The organism is Bacillus sp. SIMBA_154 (genome assembly GCF_046536015.1).
In the GTDB taxonomy this organism is placed as follows: Bacteria; Bacillota; Bacilli; order Bacillales; family Bacillaceae; genus Bacillus; species Bacillus pumilus_P.
Window position 1 is genome coordinate 50992 of sequence record NZ_JAWJBV010000015.1, and the last position, 15901, is coordinate 66892.

Annotated in this window: 21 protein-coding genes; 5 read left to right on the forward strand and 16 right to left on the reverse strand. The window is 39.8% G+C overall.

The genetic code is table 11. The annotated features are described in order from the left end of the window. The 3 genes from R0K30_RS16890 to mnhG are packed head-to-tail and all read left to right on the forward strand — an operon-like array spanning position 1 to position 1119. Positions 1–480 carry a Na+/H+ antiporter subunit E gene (locus tag R0K30_RS16890; protein ID WP_099727089.1) on the forward strand — a complete coding sequence of 160 codons (480 nt, stop codon included), beginning with the start codon at positions 1–3 and terminating at the stop codon, positions 478–480. Continuing rightward, a complete protein-coding gene (locus tag R0K30_RS16895) occupies positions 477–761 on the forward strand; it encodes a Na(+)/H(+) antiporter subunit F1 (RefSeq protein ID WP_099727088.1) in 285 nt (94 codons plus the stop codon). Before R0K30_RS16890 ends, R0K30_RS16895 begins: the two co-directional genes overlap by 4 nt. Continuing rightward, the gene (mnhG, locus tag R0K30_RS16900; protein WP_099727087.1) at positions 745–1119 is read left to right on the forward strand and encodes a monovalent cation/H(+) antiporter subunit G; all 375 of its coding nucleotides are present in this window, start codon (positions 745–747) and stop codon (positions 1117–1119) included. The genes R0K30_RS16895 and mnhG overlap by 17 nt, the downstream gene beginning before the upstream one ends. Positions 1120–1371: 252 nt before the next feature. On the opposite strand, the gene R0K30_RS16905 is transcribed toward mnhG, so the two are convergent. From R0K30_RS16905 to degQ, 6 genes are all read right to left on the reverse strand, one after another. Further along, positions 1372–1761 (reverse strand): hotdog fold thioesterase, encoded by a 390-nt coding sequence (locus R0K30_RS16905; RefSeq protein WP_410611816.1) that lies wholly within the window; start codon positions 1759–1761, stop codon positions 1372–1374. Between the two features lie 23 nt (positions 1762–1784). Then, entirely contained in the window at positions 1785–2426 is a 642-nt protein-coding gene (gene comA, locus R0K30_RS16910) for a two-component system response regulator ComA (RefSeq protein WP_058013793.1), read from the reverse strand. 80 nt (positions 2427–2506) lie between these two features. Then, a complete protein-coding gene (locus R0K30_RS16915) occupies positions 2507–4819 on the reverse strand; it encodes an ATP-binding protein (RefSeq protein ID WP_410611818.1) in 2313 nt (770 codons plus the stop codon). Between the two features lie 53 nt (positions 4820–4872). After that, entirely contained in the window at positions 4873–5043 is a 171-nt protein-coding gene (comX, locus tag R0K30_RS16920; RefSeq protein ID WP_099727085.1) for a competence pheromone ComX, read from the reverse strand. Next, positions 5040–5957, reverse strand: a complete 918-nt coding sequence (locus R0K30_RS16925) for a polyprenyl synthetase family protein (protein WP_099727084.1) — start codon at positions 5955–5957, stop codon at positions 5040–5042. The genes comX and R0K30_RS16925 overlap by 4 nt, the downstream gene beginning before the upstream one ends. Positions 5958–6108: 151 nt before the next feature. After that, the gene (gene degQ, locus R0K30_RS16930) at positions 6109–6249 is read right to left on the reverse strand and encodes a degradation enzyme regulation protein DegQ (protein ID WP_003213123.1); all 141 of its coding nucleotides are present in this window, start codon (positions 6247–6249) and stop codon (positions 6109–6111) included. Between the two features lie 547 nt (positions 6250–6796). Here degQ and R0K30_RS16935 point away from each other — a divergent pair. Continuing rightward, positions 6797–7108, forward strand: coding sequence for a YuzC family spore coat inner layer protein (locus tag R0K30_RS16935; protein WP_230030804.1), 312 nt, complete (start codon positions 6797–6799; stop codon positions 7106–7108). A 122-nt stretch (positions 7109–7230) separates the two neighbouring features. On the opposite strand, the gene R0K30_RS16940 is transcribed toward R0K30_RS16935, so the two are convergent. The 9 genes from R0K30_RS16940 to R0K30_RS16980 form a co-directional block, all read right to left on the reverse strand. Further along, on the reverse strand, positions 7231–8457 hold the full coding sequence (locus tag R0K30_RS16940; RefSeq protein WP_230030881.1) for an EAL and HDOD domain-containing protein: 1227 nt from the start codon (positions 8455–8457) through the stop codon (positions 7231–7233). Positions 8458–8596: 139 nt separating this feature from the next. Beyond that, positions 8597–10066: a nicotinate phosphoribosyltransferase gene (locus R0K30_RS16945; RefSeq protein ID WP_410611821.1), complete on the reverse strand. Its 1470-nt coding sequence runs from the start codon at positions 10064–10066 to the stop codon at positions 8597–8599. A 17-nt stretch (positions 10067–10083) separates the two neighbouring features. After that, positions 10084–10635: a cysteine hydrolase family protein gene (locus R0K30_RS16950; protein WP_034317140.1), complete on the reverse strand. Its 552-nt coding sequence runs from the start codon at positions 10633–10635 to the stop codon at positions 10084–10086. A gap of 60 nt (positions 10636–10695) precedes the next feature. After that, positions 10696–11103: a YueI family protein gene (locus R0K30_RS16955; RefSeq protein ID WP_230030802.1), complete on the reverse strand. Its 408-nt coding sequence runs from the start codon at positions 11101–11103 to the stop codon at positions 10696–10698. A gap of 27 nt (positions 11104–11130) precedes the next feature. Further along, the gene (locus R0K30_RS16960) at positions 11131–11379 is read right to left on the reverse strand and encodes a YueH family protein (protein WP_410611824.1); all 249 of its coding nucleotides are present in this window, start codon (positions 11377–11379) and stop codon (positions 11131–11133) included. A 94-nt stretch (positions 11380–11473) separates the two neighbouring features. Further along, positions 11474–11695, reverse strand: coding sequence for a spore germination protein (locus R0K30_RS16965; protein ID WP_099727077.1), 222 nt, complete (start codon positions 11693–11695; stop codon positions 11474–11476). 101 nt (positions 11696–11796) lie between these two features. Continuing rightward, complete coding sequence (locus R0K30_RS16970) at positions 11797–12018, reverse strand: spore germination protein (RefSeq protein WP_003213446.1); 222 nt, start codon at positions 12016–12018, stop codon at positions 11797–11799. 65 nt (positions 12019–12083) lie between these two features. Next, a complete protein-coding gene (locus tag R0K30_RS16975) occupies positions 12084–13187 on the reverse strand; it encodes an AI-2E family transporter (RefSeq protein WP_099727076.1) in 1104 nt (367 codons plus the stop codon). Between the two features lie 183 nt (positions 13188–13370). Further along, the gene (locus tag R0K30_RS16980) at positions 13371–13607 is read right to left on the reverse strand and encodes a YuzF family protein (protein ID WP_099681761.1); all 237 of its coding nucleotides are present in this window, start codon (positions 13605–13607) and stop codon (positions 13371–13373) included. Between the two features lie 180 nt (positions 13608–13787). On the opposite strand from R0K30_RS16980, the gene R0K30_RS16985 reads away from it, so the two are divergent. Then, positions 13788–15272 carry an esterase/lipase family protein gene (locus R0K30_RS16985; protein ID WP_099727074.1) on the forward strand — a complete coding sequence of 495 codons (1485 nt, stop codon included), beginning with the start codon at positions 13788–13790 and terminating at the stop codon, positions 15270–15272. On the opposite strand, the gene R0K30_RS16990 is transcribed toward R0K30_RS16985, so the two are convergent. After that, the gene (locus R0K30_RS16990; RefSeq protein ID WP_410611828.1) at positions 15269–15802 is read right to left on the reverse strand and encodes an HD domain-containing protein; all 534 of its coding nucleotides are present in this window, start codon (positions 15800–15802) and stop codon (positions 15269–15271) included. The two genes, R0K30_RS16985 and R0K30_RS16990, sit on opposite strands and share 4 nt — an antisense overlap. Positions 15803–15901: the final 99 nt, after the last annotated feature.

Sequence of the window (15901 nt, forward strand, 5' to 3'; positions counted from 1 at the left end):
ATGGCCTTTCAAATATTATTAAACGCTCTCCTCGCCTTTACCTGGATGTTTATGAATGATACATACACAGCCTCAGGCTTTGTATCAGGCTTTGTACTAGGGATGGTCACCATTTTTATACTGCGGCGATTCTTCCCGCAGCGTTTTTATGGCTATGCCCTTTATGCGATTTTCAAGCTCTTCATCATATTTATCAGGGAGCTGCTTCTTGCCAATTTGAGTGTACTAAAGACAGTGTTATCTCCAAAGCTTAAGATCAAGCCTGGTATCTTCGCCTTTCGTACAGACTTAAAAACGGATTGGGAAATCACCATACTTGCTAATATGATTACATTGACGCCAGGTACACTGGTCATTGATATTTCGGATGATCGTTCGATTCTATACATTCATGCGATGGATATTGAAGATGCTGAAAAAGCCATTCATGACATCCGTGTATCATTTGAAAAAGCCATTCAGGAGGTGAGCAGTAAATAATGGAACTCATATTACAAATTTCACTTGGCATTCTCGCGCTATCTACCCTGCTTTTTGTCATCAGGGTCATCAAAGGGCCTTCAATTCCTGACCGTGTGAGTGCACTTGATGCGGTGGGAATCAATTTAATTGGAATGACAGCCATTGTTTCAATATTACTGAAGACGACCACGTTCTTTGAAATTATTTTACTGCTCGGTATCCTTGCTTTTATTGGCACTGTCGCTTTTTCTAAATTCCTTGAGAAAGGGGAAGTGATTGAAAATGATCGTCATCGCTAAAGCCATTGTGATCTTTTTTATCCTGCTTGGCGCGATCCTGTGTCTCATCTCAGCTATTGGTTTACTTCGCTTACCAGATGTTTACACACGTATGCATGCTGCATCAAAAGCATCGACACTTGGCGTTGTCCTCATTTTAGTTGGTGTGTTCTTTCACGAGTGGTTTCTTGCAGGCATTATCTCTGCGAAAATCCTGCTTGGGATTGTTTTTATCTTCCTGACAGCACCAGTCGGCGCTCATTTGATCGGAAGAGCCGCCTACAATACTGGAGTCAAGATGGACAAACGCAGTGTACAAGATGATTATGGCGGTTTTCGTAACTTTGTGATTAAGCGGAAAGAAGATTCTTATTTATAATAGACCTGTGATTCCTTTTATGGATGACCGAAAAAATGAAGGACCTAACATGTTAGGCCCTTCATTTTTTTCTAACGAGACATCAATATCATTCATATCTCCTTAAAATGTCTAGTGTAACAGCAGTCCAAGATAGTCATCGTTTTGCATTGATTGACATTCAAATGATAAAAAAAGTAGGTGCATCCAGTTCCACGTTCAAATATCAATCTTATCGAGATTAAAAAAAGCTTCCGCTGCACCGGGAGCTTTTTATATGCGATCAATGACACCAAGTGTGCATCTTGACGTACAGATGTGCCGATCTCGATCATCTTTTATATCGATTTGAAATACCATTGTACGACGCCCTACATGTACAGGAACAGCAGTCGCTGTCACCACTCCATCACGTACAGATTTTAAATGATTGGCATTGATTTCAATACCTGAGCAAACCTGCTGAGTTAAGTCTAAATGAGCAGCAGCCCCCAAGCTCGCCACCGTTTCTGCTAGAGCAGCAGATGCCCCTCCGTGCAGTAAGCCAAATGGCTGTTTTGTTCGGTGATCAACCGGCATTGTCGCAATGCATCGTGACTCATTGCACTCGACAATCTCAATCCCCAGTGCCTCAAGTAGTGTATTTGATCCACTCACATCCATCAAGGCCCTCTCCCTTCATTCGTTTACAGCACACTTTCAGATTTTGCAATTAACACCGCTTCTGTTCGAGATCCAACATTCAGCTTATTAAAGATGGAGGTCAAGCTGTATTCAATCGAGCGTTTGCTCAAATGAAGCACATCGGCAATCTCTTGGTTCGTGTACCCTTTTTCCACTTCTCTGAGGATTAGACACTCTCGCTCTGTTAACAGCTCGTGATCGGTCTGCTGCGCTTGTTCTGGCTTTTCTTGCTGCTGTGAAATTAATTTCTTTAAATAGGATAGCTGAATGACAACTTCTCCTTGCAATGTGCGGTGTATGTATTCAATAATTTTGTCTTTTGTCTCTGTTTTACTAATTGCACCATGCAATCCAGCCCGAATGGCCTCTTCAAAATAATCATCTACTTCATACCCGGTATAAATGATAATTTTCACTTGTTGGTTTGTTTCTAGAATTTGTTTCGCAATGTCCATTCCATTGATATCCCCGAGATTTAAATCCATCAAAATCACATCATAGATGGAAAAGTCATGCGTCTTTAAAAAGGCGGCTTCTGCATCAGGACTTAAACAATCGACTGATAGCTGCTGATCTGATTCTAATATGCTTTTTGTCCCTTCCATGACAGCCGGATGATCATCAATGACCAATATCTTCTTCATGTCTTCCTCCCTTTAAATCACTCACTTCCATTTTATATAAAAGACTTGGCAGATGCCAAGTCTTAATCCTTAATAAATCGTTACAATTCCATTTCAATTTTCACTTTGAGCCCTTTTTCGGGGGCTGTGTGAATTTGAAGCTTTCCATTTAACGCCTTGACACGTTCTCTTATTCCCGATAGGCCCATGCTTTTTGTGTGCTGATCAAGCTGGCTTGCATCAAATCCTACTCCATCGTCCTCGTAGTGAAGAACAACCTGATCTTTAATACAAATGAGCATCACTAACACTTGATTGGCTTTGGAGTGCTTCAACGCATTGGATAACAGCTCCTGAACAATCCGGTAAATATTGAGCTGGGAGTCAATATCAATGTCCAGCTCTTTATCAAAGCGTGTCGTATTCAGCCTAATATGAAACGGTGCTTCCTCTTGAATTTGAGAAATCAGCTTCGATATCGCCTTCACTAAACCTAAATCATAAAGCAACTGCGGCCGAAGCTCATGACATGTCTCTCTCGTGGTTTGAATGACCTTAGACATTTGTTCATTCCATGAAATGAGCGAATGTTCAATAGACGTTGGGCATTGGTCGTTTTGGAAATTCGTTAAAAACATTTCTGACTGCCTTTTCAGCGAAATCAAATCCTGCAGCACGGAATCATGTAGATCCCTCGCTAAATCGGAGCGCTGCTTTTCTTCCATCGCAAACATGATCTTTTTCAGCCACGCGGGATTGGCTTCACGCTGTTTCAAATCTTCAAGATGCTCCATCAATTCTTCGATCTTGACGACATTTTCTAAGCTGACACTTGTGTAAAATGCCAATGTTTTCAGCCAAGAAATCTCATCACGAGTCAGCTTCGGTGTCTGTAAATTTGATAAACAGCAAATCACAAACGAGTGACCGCCCCGCTCGCCAATTTTCATCATAAACCCTTTATCAAGCTCAATAATTTTCCCTACTTCACCTAAAACATCTTGAAATTGATCCACATACTCTTTCCATAGGTTGCTGTCATCTGTCGACTCATCAATTTCATCAATTTGTCCATCAGCCTTGACCTCAAGCACAAAGGCTTTATTCACAACAAGCACTTCTAAAATGGTGTATTTCAAATGATACAGCACTTGATTTAGTGACGAGGCCTCACGAATGAGCTGCGTAAATTTAAATATGCTGTCCTGATAATTATGCTTCTCTGAAAAACGCTTCAGACGAAAGCGGAAATCTAGGATTTCTTTGAAATAGAAGACAGCAAGCATGAGTGTATAGGTGATTAGTGCGAGCTTCAGTGTGTACTTCAGATCTTCTGGTTTCTGCAGAATGTAAAATGTGACTACAACAAAAATGGTCGGTGTGATTGCTAGAAAGCCATAGTACCTAAGTCTGCTAATCAAAAAGTCCATATTATAAAGTTTGTTCGTCATGAATTGATACACGAGTGAAAAAGGAATGAGTAGGACAAAAGAAGTCAAGAAAAATGGATCTATCACATAAATACGAAACAAAACATAAGGGATTGCAAATAACAATATAAATGGAAAGAATGCTATTATATTAATCATGACAAAAAACTTTAAAACAGATCCCTGCTCTGTCTCTTTATATTTCCGCATTCCATTGATAATAACTTTGAATGAAATGATTATAGAAGCGAAAAAGAATACAAGATTTAAACTTGGCATATATCTGGCTATCACCGAATCAATAGGAACAAAAGCCTCTATCACCAGATTCATTACTGGAAGACTATATAAAAAGCGTATCGTTTTTTGAGTCGTTATATGCAGATCAAATTCTTTGAAATATTGATAAATGAAATGAATATAAAAGATAAATACACTGGATAAACAAAATACGATCACATAATGGCTAAATCTATCGCCAATTCCTGAAGTACCTGCACTAAGATACCCGATACAAATAGTTAATAAGAATAAAACTAAAAGAAATGCTGATTTTCGTTGGGCTTCTTTGTTAATTCTAATGATAAAGAAGATACAAAACAAACAAATTGAATAAAGTATAAGAGGAGTTAAGTAAACAAATAAACTTTCTTGACCAATCAATGTCTTATTTTTCAGTGTGATGATTTGATTGCCTCTTTGAATATCAATTCTTTGCACATTTCTAAGCTCACCATTGATCATATGATCTTTGTTGAGGGCAGATTCACCATTGATCTTAAGTATAATATCTCCTTCTTCTAATCCTGATGTGTAGGCTAAAGAAAGATATTCAACTTCGACAACCTCTGCTTGACCGTTCTTGTTCTCCGCTACACGTGCTCCATTAAAAATATCAAATACATAAATATATGAAACATAGATCACAAATAAAAAAGACAGAAAAACCAAAAAAACAGATAGTTTCGTATAAGTTAACTTCATGTATAAAACATCCTTAACTGGAGAACTTTTAAATCACTTTAGAATGAATAGTATCATTTATAGTACCATATATATTCTGCAGACATTTGCCCTTTTTTTAATCCTTGAATGATTGCTTTCATTGTTTGCTCATCTGTATGAATTAAACTTGCATTCCCTAAGTCCAATTCATTCACAACACTAGGATTTTTTATTAAATATGCAATGATATTTTGAATGTTCAATCATTGCCCTCCTCCTTTGTCATAAATTCATATAATTGTTCCTTCTTTTTTTTAGGTAAATCAAGTTGTTCGATTCCTTGCCTCATTTTTAACAGCATAATCTCTCTCATGGATACCATGTACTGAGTCAAACCAGCCTCAAGTAATTTCTGCTTCAGTTGAAAAGGTTCTTGCTCTGACTCATCTAGTCGACCAGAAAAGTATTCAAAAAGCTCATGACTGGCATCGTTAAAACGCCTTTTTAAATAACTGAATGCCAATGTTTGTTTTTTTTGCAAATCTCCATTTTTTTTCGAAAATACCGCAAAAAAATCGTTACTGATCTGTTCAGCAACACCATAATATATCGAATAAGACTCGACAATTGAATTGATTTCTCTTGTCGCTAAATAAACACCTAGCACACTCGAAAGAGCTGTTAATGAGCCTGATTTTTTCCTTAAAACCTCTAAACACTCTTCTTCAGTTCCATGCATATGACGCAAATCCTCATGTTGCCCTTCCATTGACATCTTTATGAGGTGAAACAGTTTCTCTATTAGTTGAGAATTATTTTCACATATTGATGTGATGAATTGAATGCTTAATGTGTACAAATACGTAGAAGCATTGATGGCCACCCCTTGGTTAACGTTCATCCAAGGATACGAATCATTGTCCTGATCTTCAATATCATCTAATATATCGGCTGATAATATGAGAAGTTCAATCCCTGCTGCCAGTTTTGTAATCGCTTGCTTGTCTTTTCCGCCAAATGCCTCATAATGCTGATAAGCCAATTGCCCAAAAGGAAATTCATTCTTTATATCTGTAAATTCATGAAGCAGCTTTTGTAAATCATTCTGCCTGACTGCATGTTGAATAAAATCAGACATATTCTGCTTGATTTTTGTATTCTCTAGATAGTTTAGCATACTCGGTCTTGTACCTCACCCTCTCGCCTCTTATTTTACTAAAAAGACATAAGCAAATGTCCACTGACATCACTATTTAACAATTATATAATAATATATCCTTTTTTTGTATGTATTTGGATAAAAAAAAGACTTGATGATTATCAAGTCTTTAAGAAATTTTCACATATTCATATTTGTCGTATTGATCAATGCTTTTGTTAATGTTATGAAGAGAAGCCGTTGTTTCTCTAATTTCGTTTTCAAGTTTCCACAATAATTGTTTAAGTTCTTCGATTTCATACTTTTCCATCGATTCCACTCTCCTTTTTTGGAAGATCAATGTATTTGTGTATGGTGATTGGGTCATAAGTATTTGATCTGTTACTAACAGTGTAAATGCTATTGAGTATTTTTTCACCGAAAAGTATGCACAAAACGTGTGCGTGATACCGCAAAATTCAATAGGTCTTTTTTCATCATTTTCTGACTTTTCAAATCATACTTTTATCTCAATTTCAAAGGAGTTGCGTCATTTTTGCGACAAGAATAGGCATCATTCGTCACACTTCTCTCACAACCGAACGTACGATCCCTTTCATTTCCTCGGTTTTACGTGTCATAGGTCAGACGACAGACTCTACTGTGGACACCGCAATTTTTTTGTGACATTCACCGAAATTGACCGCAAAAGTACCTATTTTTATGATGAATTTCCAAAGATAGAAAGATCATTTTGATTCTTTATTCTGATTTTCTACATACATTTAGAACAGATATCCGTCCAATTTCACTTCAATGTGAGAAGAGGTGACCATGTGTTTTACTATGTTCCTTATCCTACTTTGCAGGTTCCCGCAATGAGTAGCGCATACCCGCGCACGCCTATGACTTTTCCTCCAGTTGATGCACACTCGTTTCAACGAGCAGCAAAGGAATCAGCCCGTCTTGTTGCTGATGCTTCACTCATTACACAGCAGATTTCCAGCTCGCTTTCATTTGCTCAGCGAATGATGGAGGCTGCTGAACGCTCTGATACGACAAGTGTCATCCGAATGCTGAAGCAAATCGGTGTGAAAAGCAATATTGATATCCGCTTTAGTCCAGAAGGCATTCGCATCTACTTGTCTATGACTTCGAGCAGGCTTTTTCTGCTTTTACAGTGGGGATAACTAAGAAAAGCCGCTCTGACGTGAGCGGCTTCTTTTTAGCGTGATTTGAAAACCCTTGAAGTCTAGGAAGGATGAGCACCGGAGCGCAGACCGCAGGCGAATGCGAGGGTTTATCTATACGCTTAAGATTCAAACATTTTATGACACCATTCAATGGCTTCTATATAACAGCCGTAGGCTTCTTGTTTAGGGAGATTCCCATCCAGCATCTCATCATCCCATTCATTTCGTTCAATACGTTTGGCAACGTCTAACACAAAAGAATAATCATTTTCATAGCCAAGTAGTGCCTCGCCAACTTCATCAGAAAGCGGCAGCTCTTTCACAAGTTCTGTAATGTCTGCCCTGACAAGCGTATCAATGAGTGAAAACATGCCTGTCAGCATATAAGAGGCTGGATGCTCTCGTTCAGTATGATTGGCAATGAGTTCACACGTTTTCGCACGAATGAATGACATTTTGATAATTTCTTTTTGGCTTGAGTTCGCTTGGACATTCAGTTCTTTAAAAGAAAGAATAAAGATCCAGCGCCGAATTTCATTAAAACCAAGCAAGATAATCGCCTGCCGGATACTCTTAATTTGATAAAGACGTCTCATGCCGCCAGAATTCAGCATTTTTAATAATTGGTATGATAGCGAAAGGTCACTCTCAATAAAATGTGTCACTGTCTGGATATTCGGTTGTTCCTTGCTGAGCTCATTTAAAAGCTGGTGGTACGCATGGAAGCTAGTCGATAATGCTCGTCCTGATATCACGTGCGGCTCACTAAAGAAATACCCTTGAAACAGATGAAAGCCAGCTTTTAGCGCTTCTTCATATTCTTTTCGCGTTTCCACCTTTTCTGCAAGGAATCGAAGTCGATACTTTTTATATGTATTCAGAATATCTCTTCGCTCTTCCGATGTTGTCTTCACAAAATCTATTTTTAAAATATCAATGCAATAGAGGAGTTCGTTAAGCAACTTATCACTAAAATGTGTTCCATTAAGAAAGAAATCATCGAGTGCAATCGTATATCCCCATTTTTTTAATTGCTTACATCTCATAATAAGTGCTTGGGTAATCGGTACATTTTCTAATATCTCGATCACAAGCTGATGCGGATCAAAATAGGTGAGCAGATCAGACGAAAGCAAGCTTTCGGTGAAATTAATGTAGCATCGTTTTCCTTCTGTAAGTGTTTCGATGCCAATGTTTAAAAAACTGTTAATAATGAGGTCCGTTGTCGCTTGATCACCATCTTCAGCGCTATATGTATTGGTTTCACTATCTCTATAAAGCAGCTCATATGATACGACTTGTTCTTTTCTATTAAAAATAGGCTGTCTCGCAACAAACACCCTCAACTGCTCCAATCCTCCTTTATGAAATGACAAACAAGATGTGCTTTCAGTATACCAAATGATTGCCCGAATGGTTCATTTTGAACAGGTCAAAATAAAAAAAAGAGACCATCTGGCTTGATGATCTCCTTTTCTTCCACACTTAGCTTTCATAAAGCTCTTTTTTGATTTTATTTTTTACATCATGGATAAATTGCATCTTATTATCCCAGCATTTTTGACTCAAATCGACTGGATATTCTTCTGGTTTGCTGATTCGTTTGTACTCCTCCCAGAAGAGTCCGAGACTGTCCTGCACATAGGCTTGAATCGTTTGAATATCCGGATTATCATACACAAGTTTTCCTTGTTCGAAGATTGGGACGTGAAGATCCTTTGCCACAAAGTTTGTCACAAATTTGCTGATAAATGTATGCACAGGATGGAACATTTTCAGCTTATCTTCACTTTGAACATCTTCCTCTTCAAGAGCAATGTAGTCGCCCTCCGAGTGATGATTCAATTGATTGATAATGCGATACACACGTTTACGGCCTGGTGTTGTCACTTTCTCTGGGTTGGATGAAATTTTGATGGTGTCATTCATCTTGCCATTCTCTTCAATCGACACAAGCTTATACACAGCACCGAGGGCTGGCTGATCAAATGCTGTAATAAGTTTTGTCCCAACACCCCACACATCAATTTTTGCGCCCTGTGCTTTTAAATTCATGATGGTGTGTTCATCAAGATCGCTTGATGCAATGATTTTTGCGTCATGAAATCCTGCTTCATCCAGCATCGTTCTAGCTTTTTTAGACAAGTATGCAAGGTCTCCGCTATCAAGTCTGACACCGATGAAGTTGATTTTGTCTCCGAATTCTTTCGCAACCTTAATCGCATTCGGAATGCCAGATCTGACGGTATCATACGTATCGACTAAAAAGACACAGTCTGTATGTGTTTCAGCGTATTTTTTAAATGCTGTATACTCGTCGCGATAGGCTTGTACAAGCGCGTGGGCATGTGTTCCTGATACTGGGATATTGAAGCGTTTCCCTGCACGAACATTACTTGTAGCCTGGAATCCGCCGATCAATGCCGCTCTTGCTCCCCACATGGCTGCATCCATTTCATGCGCACGTCTTGTTCCGAATTCTAATGCTGTCTCATCTTCAATGATTCCTTTAATCCGAGCCGCCTTTGTTGCGATCAGCGTCTGGAAATTCACAATATTGAGCAGTGCCGTTTCGATGAGCTGCGCTTCAACTAGCGTTGCTTCGATGCGCATAATTGGTTCATTCGCAAAGACAATTTCGCCTTCTCGCATTGAATGAAGTGTACCTGTAAAGGACAACTCGCTTAAGTATTCAATGAAATCGCTTTTATAACCGAGTTCATCTTTTAAATACGCAAGATCGCTTTCGGTGAAGGAGAAGTCCGATAAATATTCAATCGCTTTCTCTAAACCAGCAAATACAGCGAAGCCATTGTCAAATGGAAGCTTTCTAAAGAAGAGTTCAAAGACTGCCTTCTTTTCATGAATGCCGTCTCTCCAATACGTTTCTGCCATGTTAATTTGATAAAGATCTGTATGTAGTGATAAACTGTCGTCAATAAACCGATGCTCCAACTTCCATTCTCCTTCCCTTACTTAACCACTTTCGCACCAAGCGTCTGCTCAAAGTGAGAAAGTGCCCACTCGTGCCCCGCTTCATTAAAACTCGCCACGGCATTCTGATGAATCACAAGCTCAAAGCCTTTATTGTACGCATCCACAGCTGTATGAAGTACACAAATATCTGTACACACTCCGGCTAAATGAAGTTCAGTGATGCCGCGCTCGCGCAGTTTCATTTCTAATTGAGTGCCTGCAAAAGCAGAGTATCTTGTTTTTTCCATATAGTAGACATGCTTTAAATGTTTTGACGTGTGAAATAGTGAACTTAGTTTGCCATAAAGTTCAATTCCCTCAGTCCCGCGGATATTATGGGGCGGAAATAACTTTGTTTCTGGATGATAAGGGTCCTCTTCTTCATGATGATCGACCGCAAAGACGACAAAGTGTCCTTCATCAATAAACGAAGAAGTGATCTCTGTGATCTTAGGTTCAATCGCCTGTCCAGGCTTTCCGCATGTCAGTTTTCCATCGTCTGCAACAAAATCAACTGTATAATCAATACAAATCAATGCTTTGCCCATCCGCATCTCTCCCATATGCTCTTTTGAATCATTATAGCCTATTCATTTCACTAGGGAAACCTATTCAACAGATTCACGAGAAAAAGCGTTTTGAAACAGCTCATCTTCTATATAGATGTGCTCTTGATTGATCGCACTTGGCACCTCTATGACAAGGCCAAAAGGCGAGTGTGCTTCGTGATGATTCACCACTTTAAAAGAGCATCCAGCGGCATTTGCCATTTTGACATATTGAGAATAAGAAGCATAAGACAATTCACCATTTAAAAGAACAGTGGCTTGTCGATTGGCCTTTAATACTTGTTCTACCTCTTGATACGGTTTATTTCTTAATACCTGTCCCTTTGTCAGGGCGAGAAGCGCTCGTTCCCTTAATGAACCGAGAAACATTCTTCGTTCATCGGGTTTTGTTTCAGCATGTCCAAATATCCCTTGCTGCAAATAAAAGTCTACGGATTCTTCTTTCATCGCTGTTTTCACTCCTGTTTACTGAATTTACATTTCTGTGACCCAGTGCACAATCTTTAGTGCGAGCTCACGGGCTTCGTCTGTTTCTACTCTTTCCATTAAGGATTGTTCAAGTGATTGTTCAAGCTGCGCTTTTTCGTCCTCATACGCAATGGAAATACTCCATTCAATATCAGGTACGGCGACAAGTGTTTTATATTCTTTTTTATTTTCATGTAAATATACATTGTAGGTCTTTAATTGCCCCCTTGTGATGTGCGCTTTTCTTATTTTCATTTGACTTTTTTCACACCTCTTTTTCTCCTTACATCCATATCCATTGTACCATAAAAAAAGACAGCTTCTGAAAAGGAATCCCTTCCAAAGCTGGCTACGCATTAAAGCTTTTTTGCTGACTAATCAGGTCTGAATCCCAGACAAATGTGACGTTTGGACTGTTGTAGAATTGAGCAAAGTCCCCCGCATTATAAGTCCCTGAGCCTCCGGCGGAGTGATCGACACTTTTTGGAGAAATGGCAAAAATATCACCGAAATGTGCTGCTCCGTTTCCACTCACACGATCAATATGAATTGGTCCAACAATTGCTGGCATCTTTTCACCACCTTTACTACCCTCATCATATGCCCAGCGCAAAAATACGTGTATATCCAACATAAAAAAGACAGCTGATACGTCTTATCATCAGCTGTCTTCTATGCATTAAATGATTGAGGCTGGCCAAACAGTGTAAAGTCCCACAGCATGGTGGCATTTGGATCACTTGTGAGGGACATATAATCGCCTGAATTAAAGGCTCCCGCCCCGCCAGTAGAGTGGTCTACGGCCAAAGGTGCAATGGCCAGAACATCACCGAAAGTAGCCGCACCGTTTCCTCCTAACGACTCGATATGAATAGGTCCAACGATTGCAGGCAACAGAATCTCCCCCTATCTGCTTATGTAAATCATCTTATGCAAAAGGGGGAATTTGTGCATCTGTCCTAGACGTTTAAATGCTGTTCTTTTCGAGAACGCTGGCGCAGTTGAACCAATCTCACAATATTCAATGTGATGGCTTTGAGCAGCGCATACACAGGCACCGCAAAGATCATACCTAGTATTCCGCCAAAGCTTCCTGCCCCAATTAATAGCAGGATAATGGTCAATGGATGTGTATTAAGACGTTTCCCAATGATCAACGGAGAAATCACGTTTCCATCGATTTGCTGGACGACAAGAATGACAATTACTGTCACAACCGCTTTTCCAGGCGAATCAAGAAAGGCAATGAGCACAGCTGGTGCCGCGCCAAGATATGGTCCAAGATACGGAATCACGTTTGTAATCGCAATGATAATGCCGAGAATGAGCGCATATTTCACACCAATTAATAAGTATCCGATAAAACAAGCAACTCCGACAAATAAACAGACAACAATTTGCCCCTGTATGTAAGCAGCAAGCGTGTCGTTTAATTCTTTGAAGATTTTCAGCCCTTCCTTGCGGTAAGGCATTGGCAAGAATTGAACGAGCTTGTCCGGAAACTTATGCCCGTCTTTCAGCATGTAAAATAAAATAAACGGAACCGTGATCACGGCAAGGGCAATATTTGCAATGACGCCAAACACTGCAGACATGCTTGAAGCAATATTTTCCGGTAAATCTTTTAATGTCGAAACGATCGTCTGTTCAAACTTTGAGACAGACACATAATCTTGGTTCATCATCCAAGTAAATGTTTTAGAATGCGAGAAGTTGTTGATAAATTTCTGCATATCCGTCACATATCCAGGGAAGCTTTTGACAAGTCCGCCCAACTGCATAACAATGACTGGTCCGACAGCATTGACAATGAATGTGATGAGTCCAATGAACAGGAGATAAATGATCAGGATGGCGAGTGTCCTAGGAATCTTCTTGGACAAGAACCGCACAATTGGATTAAAAATGAAAAAGAGAATGCCTGCCAGCAAGATGGGCACAAACAAGGTGGATGCAAATAAAATAATCGGCTGAAATAAAAACGAAACCTTTGTTGATACATATACAATGAGTAAAACAAGTAGTATTTGGAATGTCCAAAAATGAACTTTAGATTTTAACAAAGATGCTCCTCCTGTTACGTATTGATCTTATTAAAAAACTACTATTCAACCCACCTTCTGTCAACTGCTTCTTGTTTTAGAACCACATTTTTTGAAAAAAAAAGAACAATTGGTATATCATGCGCTGTTTGTAGATATACATTCTGTAAGCATGAAAAAAGCAGACACCTAGGCGTCTGCTTGTTACACTCTTTCACTGTGATCAGGCATCACCGACACGATTTGCTGGATCCGCACATAAAAAACTGACTTTGTCCCCGCCTCAATCACAATATGATCCGGCATGACTTCCTTCAATTTTCCACGCACAGTATCTTTCACTGTTTGAACAATCAATCTCATACCGACCACTTTCTGCAATGTTTGATAAACATATGGATCGACTAATGAAACAAGCTGTGGACTTCCCTGTTGTGCCATCCTACCTGCCCCTTTACTTGTGTATTTACCCACAGCGTATGCAATGACCCATGTGAATGTCACTCGGCAAACCTACAACGTTAATACCATATTTTTACAAATTATATTTTTTTGCATTTTTTAGAAGTATAATAGATTGGTGCTGCCAACAATTTAAATCATTTGAAGAGGTGAATTATCTTGAAAAAATTAATCTGTATCGTTGCTGTCATGCTCTTTCTATCCTCTGCAAGTTATGCGTATGCAGGCACAATTGGAGATGAACCTGGTACACCAGGAAAGTGGTTTAAAGGCGAAGAGCCAGTTCAAAAAGAAGAGTCAAAACCCCCTCTTGTCTTTGTTCATGGCATTAATAGCTCTTCCTCCACTTGGTTCGGTCGAAACGATATGGCAAAACAAGCTGTTCTGAATGGATACGAGAGCGCATTCATAGATTTGCATCCAGATCAGGACATGAAAAGAAATGGCAAACTATTAGCGGAAAAGCTAAAAGAAATCTATGATTTTTTCGGTAGAAAACTCATTGTGATCGGTCATAGTAAAGGCGGGGTGGATGCACAGTCCGCACTCGTGTATTACAATGCCCATCCATATGTAGATAAGGTCATCACACTCGGCTCTCCTCATTACGGAACGCCGCTTGCGGATTTAGCCTATAGCAAGGGCGGGAGCTGGCTCGCGCAAATTCTTGGACAAAAAAGCGACGCACTTTATTCTCTGCAAACGGGTCTTATGGCGGCTTTTCGAAGTGAAACCGACCGATTAGAGACGTTTCCCAATAAATATGTCACCTATTCTGGTTCAGAATGGGGAACATTTGGCGGCGTGCTTTATTTAGGCGGATTGTATTTAAAGAGCTTTGGTGCAAACGATGGCGCTGTCACGGTAAGCAGCACAAGATTATCGTATGCAAATAATATTTTAACGGGAAAATGGGACCACTATTCGATCAAAAACGGCACAAGCATGTTCCCAGTGTTCCAACATCAGCTGCTAGCAAGTATCTCAAATGCTGAAAAAGAAGATAACCCGAAACAAGAGCCAGTCTCTGCTGAGGTGAATACAGATGTTTACGTAAAAGGCGGTGAAAGTGAAAAGGATAAAACAGAAGCGTTCTATGTAGAGGAAGGAACGAATGGCTTATCGATTCAGTGGTTAAATGAAAGACAGGAAGCACAGCCGGAAATCGTCGCCCCAAATGGAGACGTCTTAACAAACCTTAAGACATCGGAAGCATCTTTCCCATATGAAGGCGCATATTCACACCATGTGCAGATCAATAAACCCGTTCCTGGAAAATGGACAATTCGATCGAATTCAGGAAAAAAAGCTCCTTATTTGCTGCTTGTATCCTTTGATTCACCATTAAATGAAGAAATCAAAATTGTTGCAGCGAAATCAGGGGATGCATCAACACATTCGAGCCGTCTGATCAAACGGTTAAGCAAAACAGTAGAGACCGTTTACTTTAAGGATGCTCAAAAGGATCATCCACTTAAAACGAGCTCTTCATCAGCCGTTCAATTGAAAAAAGAAGGTGCTTATTCCGTCACGGTTCATTACACGGGACTCACGACTTCAGGAACATCTGCGTTTAACCGTACCGTTATTCGCACATTGTATGTCGACCAGCATGGAAATATTCATGGAGACATTCCATACTAAACAGAGCGTTTCATGGGCTGAAGTGCCTGCTGCACCTTCTGATCCAAATCTGTAATTTTTTTCAGTGCAAGTGATTCGTCTATTTGTCTGTAATGATGGTGTCCGCCAGGCTCTTCATCCATTTCATCTGCTTTCTTCACAATTTTCTGGAGTGTGTCCTTGTGCAGGTCGCCCTCTGGCAAATAAGAATCCGTATGAAGCAGAATCGCCAGCGCAATATCTTTGGCTGCTTTTGGTTCCTCACCGAGACGTATGAGCAGTTTGTGGGCCCGCTCTGCTCCTTTAATGGCATGAATATCATTCCGTCTATATGTCTCGTAATCCCATTCTCCACCGGCTGTATACCATTCATAGTGACCGATGTCATGCAAGAGCGCTGCTTTCACAGCAAGATCTGGGTTAATTCCTGCCTGCATCGCCAGCTTGAATGCGTGATAAGCACAAGCAATCGCATGGGCTTTTCCTGAACGATTTAAATATTTTTGAGCGACTGGATGGGTATAAACATCCATTAATGTAACCTTTCTCATGGAAACCCCTCCTTATCTATATTTTTAGCATCCTAACATATTCTGAAAAGAAACTCAAATGTTCTGTCACAATTCCTGTGAGTCTTAAGATTAGCTTAT